The 14,046-nt window shown below is 65.8% G+C and carries 10 protein-coding genes; 7 read left to right on the top strand and 3 right to left on the bottom strand.

Going from position 1 to position 14,046, the window contains the following annotated elements:
- Window positions 1–83: 83 nt before the first annotated feature.
- Together AC3WQA_RS13830 and AC3WQA_RS13825 are read right to left on the bottom strand one after the other, a co-directional pair.
- Window positions 84–377, bottom strand: coding sequence for a hypothetical protein (locus AC3WQA_RS13830; protein WP_492675623.1), 294 nt, complete (start codon window positions 375–377; stop codon window positions 84–86).
- 101 nt (window positions 378–478) lie between these two features.
- Window positions 479–1,312: an SAM-dependent methyltransferase gene (locus tag AC3WQA_RS13825; protein ID WP_492675622.1), complete on the bottom strand. Its 834-nt coding sequence runs from the start codon at window positions 1,310–1,312 to the stop codon at window positions 479–481.
- Between the two features lie 89 nt (window positions 1,313–1,401).
- Here AC3WQA_RS13825 and AC3WQA_RS13820 point away from each other — a divergent pair, with 89 nt between their 5' ends.
- From AC3WQA_RS13820 to AC3WQA_RS13800, 5 genes are all read left to right on the top strand, one after another.
- The gene (locus AC3WQA_RS13820; protein WP_492675621.1) at window positions 1,402–2,907 is read left to right on the top strand and encodes a S10 family peptidase; all 1,506 of its coding nucleotides are present in this window, start codon (window positions 1,402–1,404) and stop codon (window positions 2,905–2,907) included.
- Window positions 2,908–3,181: 274 nt separating this feature from the next.
- Window positions 3,182–6,034: a TonB-dependent receptor plug domain-containing protein gene (locus AC3WQA_RS13815; RefSeq protein ID WP_492675620.1), complete on the top strand. Its 2,853-nt coding sequence runs from the start codon at window positions 3,182–3,184 to the stop codon at window positions 6,032–6,034.
- A 460-nt stretch (window positions 6,035–6,494) separates the two neighbouring features.
- On the top strand, window positions 6,495–8,834 hold the full coding sequence (locus tag AC3WQA_RS13810) for a TonB-dependent receptor plug domain-containing protein (RefSeq protein ID WP_492675619.1): 2,340 nt from the start codon (window positions 6,495–6,497) through the stop codon (window positions 8,832–8,834).
- 9 nt (window positions 8,835–8,843) lie between these two features.
- The gene (locus AC3WQA_RS13805) at window positions 8,844–9,857 is read left to right on the top strand and encodes an IS30 family transposase (protein ID WP_492673427.1); all 1,014 of its coding nucleotides are present in this window, start codon (window positions 8,844–8,846) and stop codon (window positions 9,855–9,857) included.
- Window positions 9,858–9,875: 18 nt separating this feature from the next.
- Window positions 9,876–10,418: a hypothetical protein gene (locus tag AC3WQA_RS13800; RefSeq protein ID WP_492675618.1), complete on the top strand. Its 543-nt coding sequence runs from the start codon at window positions 9,876–9,878 to the stop codon at window positions 10,416–10,418.
- A 156-nt stretch (window positions 10,419–10,574) separates the two neighbouring features.
- Here AC3WQA_RS13800 and AC3WQA_RS13795 read toward each other — a convergent pair whose 3' ends face one another.
- Window positions 10,575–10,949, bottom strand: coding sequence for a diacylglycerol kinase (locus tag AC3WQA_RS13795; RefSeq protein WP_492675617.1), 375 nt, complete (start codon window positions 10,947–10,949; stop codon window positions 10,575–10,577).
- Window positions 10,950–11,162: 213 nt separating this feature from the next.
- Between AC3WQA_RS13795 and AC3WQA_RS13790 the strand changes: the two genes are divergently transcribed.
- Window positions 11,163–12,713, top strand: coding sequence for a peptide MFS transporter (locus AC3WQA_RS13790; RefSeq protein ID WP_492675616.1), 1,551 nt, complete (start codon window positions 11,163–11,165; stop codon window positions 12,711–12,713).
- Between the two features lie 43 nt (window positions 12,714–12,756).
- The gene (locus tag AC3WQA_RS13785) at window positions 12,757–14,031 is read left to right on the top strand and encodes an ATP-binding protein (protein ID WP_492675615.1); all 1,275 of its coding nucleotides are present in this window, start codon (window positions 12,757–12,759) and stop codon (window positions 14,029–14,031) included.
- The last annotated feature ends 15 nt before the right edge of the window (window positions 14,032–14,046 follow it).

Genomic DNA, 14,046 nt, shown 5'->3' with positions numbered 1-14,046 from the left:
CGGAGACGTCCATTGAGACGTATCTGACGTATCGATGAAAGTCTCCGTAACATTATTTTTCACAGGCACTGAGTAGGGCAGCATCAAACGACCACTACTGAGGCACAAGCTGTGCCGCCTTCGTTATTCTCTTCATTTTCGCCCTCACCCTCGCCTTCGTCTTCATCCCCGTGGCCCGGCGCGTTGCTCTGCACCACATGCTGCTCCTCAGGGATACCAAGTGCCGAACGCAGCAACACGTTGTCGCCCGCCGCCACCGCCTTGACGAATCCGACATCGGCCCGCGCACGCTCCAGCACGCCCATCAACTCGTCCGCCGCCGCGTAGCGCAGTGAGGCATCGCTGCCGATGGCTTCCAGCAATTCGATCGTATCCACTCGGTGTCTCCCCCCATTTGCCGCGATGACGTCGCGAATCCACGGCAAGTATGCCTGTCCCCAATGACTCGGGGGGCAGTTCCCACCGGTCGAACCGGCGCTCAGCCGGCGTCTGGCCGGATCGCCACATCCAAGGCCTGCAGTCGCTCCAGCATCGCACGGTTCGGCTGCAGGGCCACGGCCGGCGGCAGCACCACGGTTTCCTCGGCGGTCAGCGGCACGCTGGCCAGTTCGCGCAGGGTGATGTGCCGGATGCGCGACTGCTCGATCGGCAAGGTGGCGCCGCGATAGACGATGACCTCGTGCTCGGCCGGGTAGTCCTGCTGCAGGCGTTCCACCAGCAGCTCGCGGTAGGCCATGGCATTGCCCAGCGGGCCGACGGAGCGGTTGCCGACCACGCCGACCTGCCACAGCACCAGGTAGCCAGCGGGGTCGATGCGCCGCTCGCAATACAGCAGTTGGCTGGCCTCGAAGTGCTGACAGCCGCGGGTGCCGGGGTCGAAACCGAGATCGGCGTAGAGGCAGTCCTCGGCCGAGATGCCGGGCTCCATGTGCGCCTCAAAGCCCTCGGCGCGGGCTTGTTCGATCGCCTTGTGCGGCGACCACGCGAAGATGCCGGGGTGGCCGTAGAACACGCCGCACACACGCTTGCCGGCGCGCAGCTCGGCCATCATCAGCGCCACCCACTCGCGGTAGGTTTTCATGCGCGGCTTGCCCTCGCCGTAGTAGGGCTGCAGGCTGCGTACATCGGGGTGCAGGCGCTTGAGCCACTCTTCCGCGATGGCATCGGAGAGCGCGGCAAATACCACGTCGGCCTGCGCGATATGGCTGCGCGCCAGCGGCGTGAGGTGGGAGCCCAGGGTCATGCCCAGGCCCACGCAGGCGAGGCGGCCACGGCCGGGGAGGTGCGAGGAAATCGATGAGGTGTCGGTCATCCGCGCATGGTAACCGACCCCTGCCATCAGGCACGGTCGCCACGCACGGTCTGCCGCTAACCTGCCCTTTTCCCCGTGAGGAACCCGCCGTGCGCAAACCCCTGCACACCGCTTTGCTGGCCACCCTGCTGCTGGCCGGCGTCCAGACATCGTCGCTGGCTGCCGACGCCAAGCCGCCGGTCGCGTCGCCGGCGCCGGGCACCAGCGACGGCTTCCACCTGCCGCCCTTCCCCGCCGACGCGCACGTGGCCCAGTCGGTCGCGGTGGACGGCCGCACGCTGAAGTACACCGCCACCGTGGGTTCGCTGCCGGTGCGCGATGAGCAGGGCAAGGTGATCGCACAGGTGATGTTCACCGCCTACACCCTGCCGGGGAAGAATCGCCCGGTGACCTTCGCGCTGAACGGCGGCCCGGGCGCCTCGTCGGTGTACCTCAACCTCGGCGCGATCGGCCCGAAGAAGGTGAACTTCGGCGTGGAGGGTGACAAGCCCTCCGACCCCGCCATGCTGCACGACAACCCCGGCACCTGGCTGGGCTTCACCGACCTGGTGTTCATCGACCCGGTGGGCACCGGCTTCAGCCGCGCGCTGGTGGACGACAAGCAGGCCACCAAGGATTTCTACAGCACCGATGCCGACATCAAATACCTGTCGCGCATCGTCTACGACTGGCTGGTGAAGAACGGCCGCATGGAGTCGCGCAAGTACCTGGTGGGCGAGAGCTATGGCGGCTTCCGCGGTCCGCGCATCACCGACTACCTGCAGACCCAGCTCGGCGTGGCGATGAACGGCGTGGTGCTGCTGTCGCCCTACCTCGACCCGGCCGCGTCGGACGACGAGAACGTCTCGCCGCTGCCGTGGATGCTCACCCTGCCGTCGATCGCCGCCGCCCACCTGGAGCGCGAGCACAAGCTCACGGCGGCGGCGATGCAGCCAGTCATCGACTACACCCGCACCACCTATGCCACCGCGCTGATGCAGGGTCGCGGCAATCCGGCGGCCACCGACGCGATGATCCGGAAGGTGACCGAACTCACCGGCCTCGACCCGCTGTTCGTGCAGCGCTCCGGCGGCCGCATCGAAACCCAGGCCTATCTGCGCGAGGTGTACCGCGCCGAAGGCAAGCTGGGCAGCCGCTACGACTCCAACGTCACCGCCTGGGACCCGTTCCCCTACGCCCCGCACCAGAAAACCGGCGACCCGATCCTGAATGGCATCATCGCCCCCACCACCACCGCGATGGTCAACTTCGTCACGCAGACCGTGGGCTGGAAATTCGACGGCCGCTACAACGCGCTGAGCTACGCGGTGAACCGCCTATGGCACGAGGACGACGACGCCCGCCTGGGCTCCACCAAACAACTGCGCGAGGCGGTGGCCAACGACTCCGGCCTGCGCGTGCTGATCGCCCACGGCTGGGACGATCTGTCCTGCCCGTTCATGGCTTCGCTGCTGATCGTCGACCAGATGCCCGCGATGGGCGACCCCACCCGCGTGCAGGTGAAGGAATACCCGGGCGGCCACATGTTCTACGCCCGCCCGGCCAGCCAGGCCGACCTGCTGCGTGACGTGAAGACGCTATACGGCAGTCGCTGAGGCAGCGAACCATCGGCATAGCCGCAGCCGATGGCCGCCGCGGCTGACACACAGCGGCTGAACCCGTGCTGCAGGCGCGTGCCCGCAACTCCGGCCGCTCGCCTTGTTGCAGTGCAAAGCTTTCGTTAAAATTCGCGCCGCATCGTCAGCCCCCATGCTTCGACGACGCCGTGGCGCGCGGTTTCCCCAGACCGCCGCGCCGTCTGCCGAACATCCCGCCTGCTGACGCCCCCGCGCCGGCGCGGGCGCCGTTTTCCCGGAGTTTCAAAAGATCATGAAGAACAAGACACTGCTGGCCTCGGCCATCGCGGCCGCATTGGCCATGAGCGCGTGGACGGCTGCTGCGTCCGACGCCCCCGCCGCGGACGCCGACGCCGCGCCCGCCACCGCCAAAACCCTGGCCACGGTCGTCGTCACCGGCTCGCGCATCCGCAGCGTGGATGTGGAAACGGCGCAGCCCGTCGTGACCCTCAATCGCGAGCAGATCGCCGCCACCGGCCTCACCAACGTCAGCGACGTGCTGCAGCGCATCGTCGCCGCCAACTCGCCCGACATCACCACGCAGGACACGCTGGCTTCCGGCGCCTCCGTGGGCGGCAACTACACCAGCCTGCGCAACCTCGGCTCGGCCCGCACCCTGGTGCTGGTCAACGGCCGCCGCTGGAGTACCGACATCAACGGCCTGACCGACCTGTCGACCATTCCGTCCTCGATCATCGAGCGCATCGAAGTGCTGAAGGACGGCGCATCATCGATCTACGGCTCCGACGCCATCGGCGGCGTGGTCAACATCATCACCCGCGACCACTTCGACGGCGCCGAGGCCAACATCTACTACGGCCAGAATCAGAAGGGCGACGGCCAGCAGCAGACCGACGATTTCACCTTCGGCACCCACAGCGACAAGTCCAGCACGGTCTTCACCGCCACCTACCAGAACACGTCCGCGATCTGGGACGACTCGCGCGAGCTGACCCGCTACGCCTTCGGCCCGCGCCATCCCGACACCGGCCTGGGCCTGGGCCCCTGGGGCCGCGTGGTCGACCCGGGCAACCCGAACCAGAGCTGGGTGCTCAACCACGGCGCCACCGACGCCGCGCAGCTGGGCAACTACCACCCGTACGACCCGAACAGCAACGCCGACAAGTACAACGCCCAGGCGGACATGACCTTCCGCGCGCCCACGCGCCTGAAGAACCTGTTCGTGCAGGAACACTACAGCCTGACCGACAACATCACGCTGCACGCCATCGGCAGCTACAGCCAGCGCACCTCCTCCTCGCAGCTGGCCGGCTACCCGTTCCAATCCATCGGCAACCAGATCGTGCCGCTCTCGGGCCAGAACGCCTACAACCCGTTCCCCGGCCACGACGTGAGCTTCTTCCGGCGCACCATCGAGATGCCGCGCATCACCACCAACGATGCCAAATTGGCGCATCTGAACGTCGGCGCGGAAGGCTACTTCACCCTCGGCAGCCAGGAGTGGAGCTGGGACGCCAACTACAGCTACTCCAGGGCCGACCTCGACAAGACCGCCTACGGCAACCTCAACCTCATCAACGTGCAGAAGGCGCTTGGCCCGACCACCGTCAGCGGCGGCCAGGTCGTTTGCGCCAACGCGGCCGACCGTGCCGCCGGCTGCGTGCCGTGGGACATCCTGGCCGGCCCGGGCGCCACCACCGCCGCCGTGCGCCAGTACGTGGAAGCCATCGAGCAGGCCTCCGCGCAGAACTCCACGCGCGACGCCAGCGTCAATGTCAGCGGTGGCCTGTTCAACCTGCCGGCCGGCACGGTGAACCTCGCCGCCGGCGTGGAACATCGCCGCCTGGCCGGTTCGTACCTGCCCGACCAGTTCGCCGCCACCGGTTTCTCCACCGACCTGGCCAGCGCCCTGACCCATGGCAAGTACACCACCAACGAGGCCTACGCCGAATTGGACGTACCGCTGCTGCAAGGCCTGCCCGGCGCGCAGGAGCTGGCGGTCAACGTGGCCAGCCGCTACTCGCACTACAGCAACTTCGGCAACACCACCAACAACAAATACAGCTTCCGCTGGAAGCCGATCAACGATCTGCTGGTGCGTGGCACCTACGCCAAGGGCTTCCGTGCCCCGGCACTCAATGATCTTTACGGCGGCACCGGACAGAGCTTCGAAACCTTCCTCGACCCCTGCGACAGCGTCTACGGCGCCGCCGCCGGCAATGCCGGGGTCGCCGGCCGCTGCGCCGCGGCCGGCGTGCCGACCGGCTACCGCCAGGTCGATGCCACCGGCAAGGTGATCGACAGCAACGTCGGCGGGCAGACGCCGACGCCATTCCTGTCCTACGCCAACCCCAAGCTGCACCCGGAAACCTCCACCACGCGCACGCTTGGCCTGGTCTACAGCCCGCACTACGTGCAGGGCCTCAACTTCACGCTCGACTACTACAAGATCGACATTGGCAACACCATCGGCGCGGAAGCGGCGACGGATATCCTGAACAACTGCTACGTGCAGGCCAACCCGACCTATTGCGACCGCTCCACGCGCGCCGCCGACGGCTCGGTCGCCAGCCTCGACGAGAGCATCATCAACGTCGGTCGCCTGGTCACCGCCGGTTACGACTTCGGCGCGCGCTATCGCCTGCCGGCGCTGCCCTACGGCCAGTTCACGGTCGCGCTGGAAAGCACCTACCTGACCCGCTACGACCTCACCAACGGCCCCTCGCAGCCGACGCAGGGCATGGCCGGCATGATCGCGGGCACCAATGGCCTGTACCGCGTGCACGCCAACACCTCGCTGGAGTGGAGCCTGGGCAACTACAGCGCCAGCTGGACGGCGCGCTACTACAGCGGCCTGCGCGACAGCTGCTGGGACGCGACGACGGAGTGCAACCAGCCGAACTACACCAACCCGTGGATCGGTTCCTACGGCTCCAGCAGCAAGGGCTCGGTGGTGTTCAACGACGTGCGCTTCGGCTACCGCCTGCCCTGGCATGCCACGGTCAGCGTCGGCGTGAACAACCTCTTCGCCAAGCAGGGGCCGCAGTACTACAACGTGGCCAGCTCGGGCTCGGGCAGCGCACCGTACATGCCGGCCTTCGACGTCGACCGCTACTTCTACCTGTCGTACACCCAGAAGTTCTAGGAGCTTGGGCGGTAGAAACCAAGCTCCTGGACATGCTGCAACGTTGAAACCCGAGGGCGGGCTCGCAAGAGTCCGCCCTCGGCGTATCCGGCGTCAGTGCAGCGCACCCGCCTTACCCCGACGCAGGCCCAGCGGCATCCCTGTCCCATTGAACATGGCCGTTCCCCCGGGTTCCTCGCCCTCATGGTCACGCCATGCAACGCGCCGTGCGCACCCGTCAATCTTGTTGCAGCCGCCGACAAAACGCCTGTGTTGACAGGCACTTCAGACACTCCCCGTCGTTTATTGCCGCCTTCGCGATAAAGTTATTTTTTCGTTGACCTATCGCATATTCTTGCGATAGGTTCGATGGAACTTGCCGAACCTCGGCAAGCCATTGCCGGATTTCCTGCATGCAGGCAGGCATAACCCAAGGCACACGCCCATACCAGGCCAAAAGATTCAACAGGGGAGCAACGACATGCATCGCAAGTTCTTGACAGTAGCCATCTGCGCCACACTGGCGGCCCCGCTTTGGGCTACCCCGCTCCACGCACAGGACACCGGCAACGGCACAACCTCCAGCACCCCGGATCAACCAACCTCCACCGATGGCAAGAAGGCCAAGAATCTCGGCACTGTCACGGTCACCGGCTCGCTGATCCCGAAGGCGCAGATCGAAACGGCTACGCCGACAATCCAGATCACCGCCGAAGACATCAAGGCGCAGGGCTTCGTTACTGTTTCCGACGCCTTGCGTTCGCTGCCGCAGGCCAACGGTGCCGTGCTGGGCAACGCCTACACCAACGGTTTCACCCCGGGCGCGAACACCATCAGCCTGTTCGGCCTCAACCCCGGCTACACGCTCAACCTGATCGACGGCCACCCGATGGCCAATTATCCGCTGCTGTACAACAGCACTGGCACCATCGTCGACCTGTCGACCATCCCGATGGCGATGGTCGACCACATCGATATCGTGCCCGGCAGCCAGTCGGCGATCTACGGCTCCAGCGCGATCGCCGGCGTCATCAACGTCATCCTCAAGAAAAACGTGGACGGCTACATGGTCGATCTGCGCGGCGGCGGCTACTCGCACGGTGGCGGCAGCAGCCAGCGCGTGCAGTTCGTCGGCGGCAACCACAGGGACAAGCTCAGCGTGAACTACGCGCTGGAATTTTCCAAACAGGAGCCGATCTACAACTCCCAACGCGCATGGACCGACTCCACCGCACGCAACCCCACCCTCAAGCCCGGGCAAGCGCCGATTCCCGCGTTGAACTGGGTACGTTGGAACGGCAGGACCGGCAAATTCATCGATCCAGGGCAAGCCACCTGCGACGCGCTCGCCTCCCAGTACGGCGGTTCCACCACCTACGCCACCCGCCCCGAAGGGCACTACTGCGGCAGCACCAAGAGCAGCAGCTACGGCACGCTGCTCAACCGCAGCAAGCACATCAATGGCTACGCCAACGCGAAGTACGACTTCAACGACAGCGTCCAGCTCTACGGCGACGTGCTCTACAACCACAACACCACCAGTTATACCAACGGGTTCAACACGTTCTGGTGGGGCAGTACGCCCGTGGCCCCCTATCTCTACAACACCAACACCGGCTTGTTCGAACGCTACCAGTTGACCTTCACCCCGGAGGAAATCGGCACCGCGGCCGACCGCGTACTGAAGCAGGACGCATATACCAGCACGGTTGGCATCCGCGGCAATATCGGCGGCTCGAACTGGGGCTATGACGCCTACCTGCACCGCTCCGGCTACGAAACCGACTCCAGCTACCTGCGCCCGCTGGCCAGCAAGGTGAATGCCTACTTCCTCGGCCAGAAGCAGGGCCTCGACCCGGTTTACGGCAAATATCCGGCTTACAACGTCGACCTCAACCGCTTCTACAGCATCGTGCCCTTGAATGACGTTCTCGGCTTCAGCGACTACGTGAAGAGTGACTCGCTCACCTGGACCGAGGACGCCAACGCGCAGATCAGCAACACCAGCCTGTTCACCCTGCCAGGCGGCGACGTCGGCGTCGCGGCGGTGTTGCAGGCCGGCAAGGAATACTGGAACCAGCCAATCGACCCGCGCGTGGCGGCTGGCGAGTTCTGGGGCACTGGCGGCACCACCGGCAAGGGCAGCCGCACACACAGCGGCATCGCGGCGGAATTCAACCTGCCGATCATCAGCACGCTCACCGCCGACCTGGCCACTCGCTACGACAAGTACCGCTACGCCGGCAACAGCGACAGCCGCATGACCTGGAAGGCCGGCCTGGAATTCCGCCCATGGGATTCGCTGCTGCTGCGAGGCAACTACGGCACAGCCTATCGCGCGCCGGAAATGAGCTATGTCTTCGCCGGCCCCAGCCGCAGTTACACCAACGTCTACGATTACTACCAGTGCCGCCTGCAGTACGGCGACCAAGTGGTATCGACCACCAACTGCCCCTCGACCCTGAGCAGCGTGCAGGTGCAGAGCGGCACCTCCGGCAACCCCAAGCTGAAGAGCGTGACGGCGCGGTCATGGGGCTTCGGCGCCGTCTGGTCGCCGACGGCCAACCTCAACCTGCACGTTGATTACGCCCGCATCGCGATCAGCAACGAGGTCGCCAGCCGCAGCGTGGGCAACATCGCCTCACTGGAAGCCAGCTGCCGCCTCGGCCACACCGTGGACGGCACGCCAATCGACGGCAATTCGACGATGTGCCAGCAGGTCTACGCCCTGATCACCCGCAACCCGGCCAACGATCCGTTGAATCCCAATGGCCTGGCCGTCTCAAACTCCACGTGCAACACCTTGCCGATTCTGACATAGGCTGTTGCGATGAGAACGTACAACGAACTGACCCTGGAAGAGCGAGTGGAGATTCAGCGCCGCTTGGAGGCGGGTGACAGCCTGCGTGCCATTGGCCGCTCGCTGGGACGTGCGACGAGCACGATCAGTCGCGAGCGCCGCCGGGCACGTGTCGACCCGGCGAACTACAAGGCGCAGGCGGCGCATCAGCGTAGTCGGGAATGCCGGAGCAAACCGCGCGTGACGCGAAAACTGGACGACCCTGCGCTGTGGGAAACCGTGCAGGCGCTGTTGCGGGCACGCTGGTCGCCGGAGCAGATCGCCGGGATACTGGCGAGGGCCTTTCCTGACGCGGCGAGCTATCGGGTGTCTCACGAAACGATCTACACCGCGGTGTACCTGGTGCCGCGCGGCGAACTGCGCAAGGAGTTGATCGACTGCCTGCGCCAAGGCCGCAGCACGCGCAAGCCACGCACGCGCGGGATGGATCGACGCGGCCAGATACCGAACATGCAGAGCATCCACGTACGTCCACCGGAAGTGGCGGATCGCTTGATTCCCGGACACTGGGAGGGCGACCTGATCAAGGGCGCCGGCAACCGTTCGTCCGTGGGGACACTGGTCGAACGCACCAGCGGCTTCGTGGTGCTGGCCAAGATGAGCAGCGCCAGCGCAGCCGACGTACTGGAGAGTTTTGGCAAGGCGCTGAAGAGCATCCCTGAAGCCTTGCGCAAGACGCTGACATACGACCAGGGTAAGGAGATGAGCTACCACGACGCCCTGACCTTGCGTACCGGCGTGCAGGTGTACTTCGCCGACCCGCACAGCCCCTGGCAGCGCGGCAGCAACGAGAACACCAATGGCCTGCTTCGACAGTACCTGCCCAAGGGCACCGACCTGTCGGTCTACAGCCAGGACGAGCTCAACCAGATCGCCCTCAGCCTCAACACCCGACCGCGAAAGCGTCATCAATTCCGTACCCCGCTGGAGGTCTACAACGACCACCTGAGGCTCGCCGAAGCAAGCGCCGGAACAATTCATTGATCATGTTGCACGTGGACCTTGAAACCGCCCCTGCAAAAGATCATCACCTACCCGCTGAACATGTCTTCGGAACAGGTGGCCAACGTCACCGCCGGCGCACAGTGGCGTCTGGATGCCGGTCGCTTTGGCGGCTTCGTGTTCAGCGGCGACTTCTTCCGGCCGCTGTTGCACACCGAGCGGGTGAACCCGGAAGACCCGTCCTATGACCTGCTGAACAGCCGCGACTGGGGCTTCGGCACCGAGATCAAGAACATCTTCAGCGGCTCGGTCACCTGGAACTTCCATGACGTCAGCACAACGCTGTACGGCATCCGTTATGCCCCGACATGGAGCTACGACGGCAACCGCCATGTTGGCCCATGGATTCGCTACAACGCCAGCATGAACTGGAAAGTGCGCGACAACGTCACCCTGTCGCTGATCTCGAACAACATCCTCGACAAGATGCCGCCGCGCGACAAGAGTTTCAGCGCCTTCCCGTACTACGACGTGTTCGACTACAACATCTACGGCCGCTCGATCATGGCCGAAATGCAGTTCAAGTTCGGCGGCAGTCACTGAGGCCCCGACTCACGCGAAGGGCCGGCGCAAGCCGGCCCTTCCTTGTACCGGCCGCCATGCGCGAGCCTCCAGGGCTCCCCGCCACTGGCGGTGCCATCAAGCCGGCATCCGACGCCATTCGCAGCATCTGCCAACGCTACCGAAGCCTGCAGCGCCTCACCCCCAGCGCGGCCCCAGCACCAGCGCCCAGCTGAGCACGGTGAGCATCATCAGAGTGAAGGTGGCGGCCGAGCCCATGTCCTTGGCGCGGCCGGCCAGCTCATGATGGTCGGGGCTGACCAAGTCGACCACCGCCTCGATGGCGGAGTTGAGCAACTCGGCGCAGAGCACCAGGAAGATCGGCGCCGCCAGCGCGAGCTTCTCCAGCGCGCCCTGCCCCAGCCACAAGCCCAGCGGCACCAGCCCGATGGCCAGCATGGCTTCCAGCCGGAATGAAGCCTCGTGCGTCCAGCCCGCGCGCAGACCGCGCATCGACCAGCGCAGGGCATTCCAGAGTTGGCGTGGGTTGCCGCGAAATCCGTGGCCAGGCATGGGGCGAGAGTCTCCGGGGGAAAGCCGCCGCGCGGCGCGCGTCAGGCCCGCGATGATGCCACATCGCACCACGCCGACCCCAGCCGATATTGCGCTGCAACGTGGCCCGCGTGACGGATGCGTTACGCTTCGGCGGTTGTGGTGTCGTTCAGCACCGCCTTTCACCGGTCACGTCCGCGTGGCCGTTGTATTCCCAATGTACGGAACCGATGCATGGCCATCCAGAATCCACCTGTTTCGCAAACCCGGTCGTTCAGCACCGTCTTCCTGATCGAGATGTGGGAGCGCTTCGGCTTCTACGGCATGCAGGTGCTGATGGTCACCTACATGATGAAGAAGCTGGGCTTCGTCGATACCAAGGCGAACCTGGTGTGGGGTGCGGCGGCGGCGCTGATCTACGTGACGCCGGCGATCGGCGGCTGGGTGGGCGACAAGCTGATCGGCACCCGCCGCACCATGCGCATCGGCGCCATCGTGCTGATGCTGGGCTATGCCCTCCTGTGGATCCCCACCGAAAACGCCAACTTCCTGTACTTCGCGCTGGGCGTCATCATCGTCGGCAACGGCCTGTTCAAGCCCAACGCCGGCAACCTGGTGCGCAAGATCTACGAGGGCGACGACACCAAGATCGATAGCGCCTTCACCATCTACTACATGGCGGTGAACATCGGCTCGACCATCTCGATGCTGCTGACGCCGTGGATTCGCGACTACGTGGGCGCGCGTTATGGCGACGACTGGGGCTGGCACACCGCTTTCGGCGTGTGCGCCATCGGCCTCGTACTGGGCCTGGCCAACTACGCACTGATGAGCCGCACGCTGCGCCACATCGGCTCGCCCGCCGACGACGCGCCGGTGAAGCTCGACCGCCTTGCCGGCGTGTTCGGCGGCGCCATCGCGCTGGTGTTCGTCTCCGCCTACATCCTCAACAACGAGACGGTGGCGCGCATCTGCGTGTATGCCGCCGGCGTGGTGTTGCTCTTCATCTTCGGCTACCTGATCTCCAACAGCCACCGCGACGAGCGCGCCGGGCTGATCGCCGCGCTGGTGCTGGTGGTGCAGACGATCTTCTTCTTCATCTTCTACCAGCAGATGTCCACCTCGCTGAACCTGTTCGCGCAGAAGAACGTCGACCTCAGCATGAACCTGTTCGGCTGGCACGTGTTCACCTGGATTCCCGAGCAGTACCAGGATCTCAACGCCATCTGGATCGTGCTGCTCAGCCCGGTGCTGGTGTGGATCTACAACGGCCTGGGCCGGCTGGGCAAGGATCCGTCGGTAGCCGCCAAGTTCGCCTGGGGCTTCGCCGCCGTGGCCGCCGGCTACTTCATGTACGGCATCGGTGCACGCTACGCGGTGGCTGGCCAGGTGTCTTCGTGGACGATGGTGTGGGGCTACGGCCTGTACTCGCTGGGCGAGCTGCTGGTAAGCGGCCTGGGCCTGGCGATGATCGCCCGCTACGTGCCGGCGCGCATGGGCGGTTTCATGATGGGCGCCTACTTCGTGGCTTCCGGCATCTCGCAATACCTGGGCAGCGTGGTGGCGAACTTCGCGCACGTGCCCAAGGACGTGGTCGATCCGGTGGTGTCGCTGCCCATCTACATCGACCTGTTCGACAAGCTCGGCTTCGCCGGCGTGATCTGCACCGCCATCGCGCTGGCCATGCTGCCGCTGATGAACAAGCTCTCGGCCAGCCACTCCGACGTGGCGACGAACCACGACCCGCTGCCGGCCGTGCGCAGCGAGGAATTCGAGACGCCGTGACCCTCCCGGCCCGCCGTTTCGCCGCGGCGGGCCGCTTCAGCGCATGCCGCATCGCCACCTGAAAAACCGCCTCGGCCCCTTCGCGCTGGCGCGCACGCTGGCGTGGCTGCGGCTGTGCGCAATCGGCGGCCAGAGCGTGGCGGTGCTGGTGTGCGCCTTCGTGCTGCACCTGCCGATCCCGCTGTTGCCGCTGCTGGCCTCGATCTGCCTGCTCGCCGTGTTCGCGGTGCTGGCCGCGTGGCGGCTGCGCCGGCCCTGGGCGGTGGGCGAATGGGAGACACTCGCCCACGTTGGGGTGGATACCCTGGTGCTGGGCGTGCTGCTGTATTTCACCGGCGGCGCCAGCAATCCCTTCGTCACCCTGCTGCTGGTGCCCATCGCGCTGTGCGCCGCCGCGCTGTCGATCCGCGCCACCGTCGCGGTAGCCGCCATCGTCGGCACCGCCTACCTGCTGCTGCTGGGCCACTACGTGCCACTGCCGGTGCCGCCGGGCGCGCACGACAACGGCTTTGCCCTGCACGTGGCCGGCATGGGCGTGAACTTCGTCATCACCGCCCTGCTGCTGGCTTTTTTCATCAACCGCCTGGCCCGCGCGCTGCACATGCAGCAGATGGCCACCCAGCGCGTGCATGAGCGCGCGCTGCGCGACGAGGGCATCCTCGCCATCGCCACCCAGGCCGCCGGCGCGGCGCACGAGCTGAACACACCGCTCTCCACCATGCGCACCCTGCTGCCCGAACTGCGCCGCGAGCACGCCAACGACGAGGTGCTGGCCGAAGACCTCGCCCTGCTCGAAGGCCAGGTGGACCGCTGCCGCGACATCCTGCGCGAGATGGTGGCCTTCGGCCAGGCCCAGCTTTCACAAGAGCCCGAGCGGCTCAGCGTGGCGCAGTTCGTGCACAACTGCACCGAACGCTTCCAGTTGCTGCGCCCCGAGGCCGAGCTGGAAGTGCAACTCGACGAGGGCGTGGCCGGCTTGCCCCTGCGCGCGCCGCCGGGCCTGCGCCACGCCCTGCTCAACCTGCTCAACAACGCCGCCGACGCCTCCGCCCAATGCGATGCGCGCGAAGTGCTGCTGCAGGTCGGGCGCGAAGGCGGGCATCTGCAATTCCTGGTGATCGACCGCGGCCCCGGCTTCACCGCCGCCAGCAGCGACGCACGGCTGGGCAAATCGCAAAAGCAGACCGGCCTCGGGCTGGGCCTCACCCTTACCGTGGCCACCGCCGAGCGACTAGGCGGCGAGGTGACCACGCGCAATACCGAAGACGGCGCGGTGGTCTGCCTGCGCCTGCCGCTGAGCGCCATCTCGCCGCGCTGAGCGCCAGGCGCGCTT

This window comes from Rhodanobacter sp. FW106-PBR-R2A-2-24, from assembly GCF_058789615.1.
This window is presented reverse-complemented; position numbering and strand designations above follow the sequence as displayed.

Excerpts from the sequence above, each read along its gene's own strand:
- AC3WQA_RS13790 (WP_492675616.1), top strand. The coding sequence starts at position 11,163 with ATGGCCATCCAGAATCCACCTGTTTCGCAAACCCGGTCGTTCAGCACC.
- AC3WQA_RS13810 (WP_492675619.1), top strand. The coding sequence starts at position 6,495 with ATGCATCGCAAGTTCTTGACAGTAGCCATCTGCGCCACACTGGCGGCC.
- AC3WQA_RS13785 (WP_492675615.1), top strand. The coding sequence starts at position 12,757 with ATGCCGCATCGCCACCTGAAAAACCGCCTCGGCCCCTTCGCGCTGGCG.
- AC3WQA_RS13825 (WP_492675622.1), bottom strand. The coding sequence starts at position 1,312 with ATGACCGACACCTCATCGATTTCCTCGCACCTCCCCGGCCGTGGCCGC.
- AC3WQA_RS13795 (WP_492675617.1), bottom strand. The coding sequence starts at position 10,949 with ATGCCTGGCCACGGATTTCGCGGCAACCCACGCCAACTCTGGAATGCC.
- AC3WQA_RS13805 (WP_492673427.1), top strand. The coding sequence starts at position 8,844 with ATGAGAACGTACAACGAACTGACCCTGGAAGAGCGAGTGGAGATTCAG.
- AC3WQA_RS13815 (WP_492675620.1), top strand. The coding sequence starts at position 3,182 with ATGAAGAACAAGACACTGCTGGCCTCGGCCATCGCGGCCGCATTGGCC.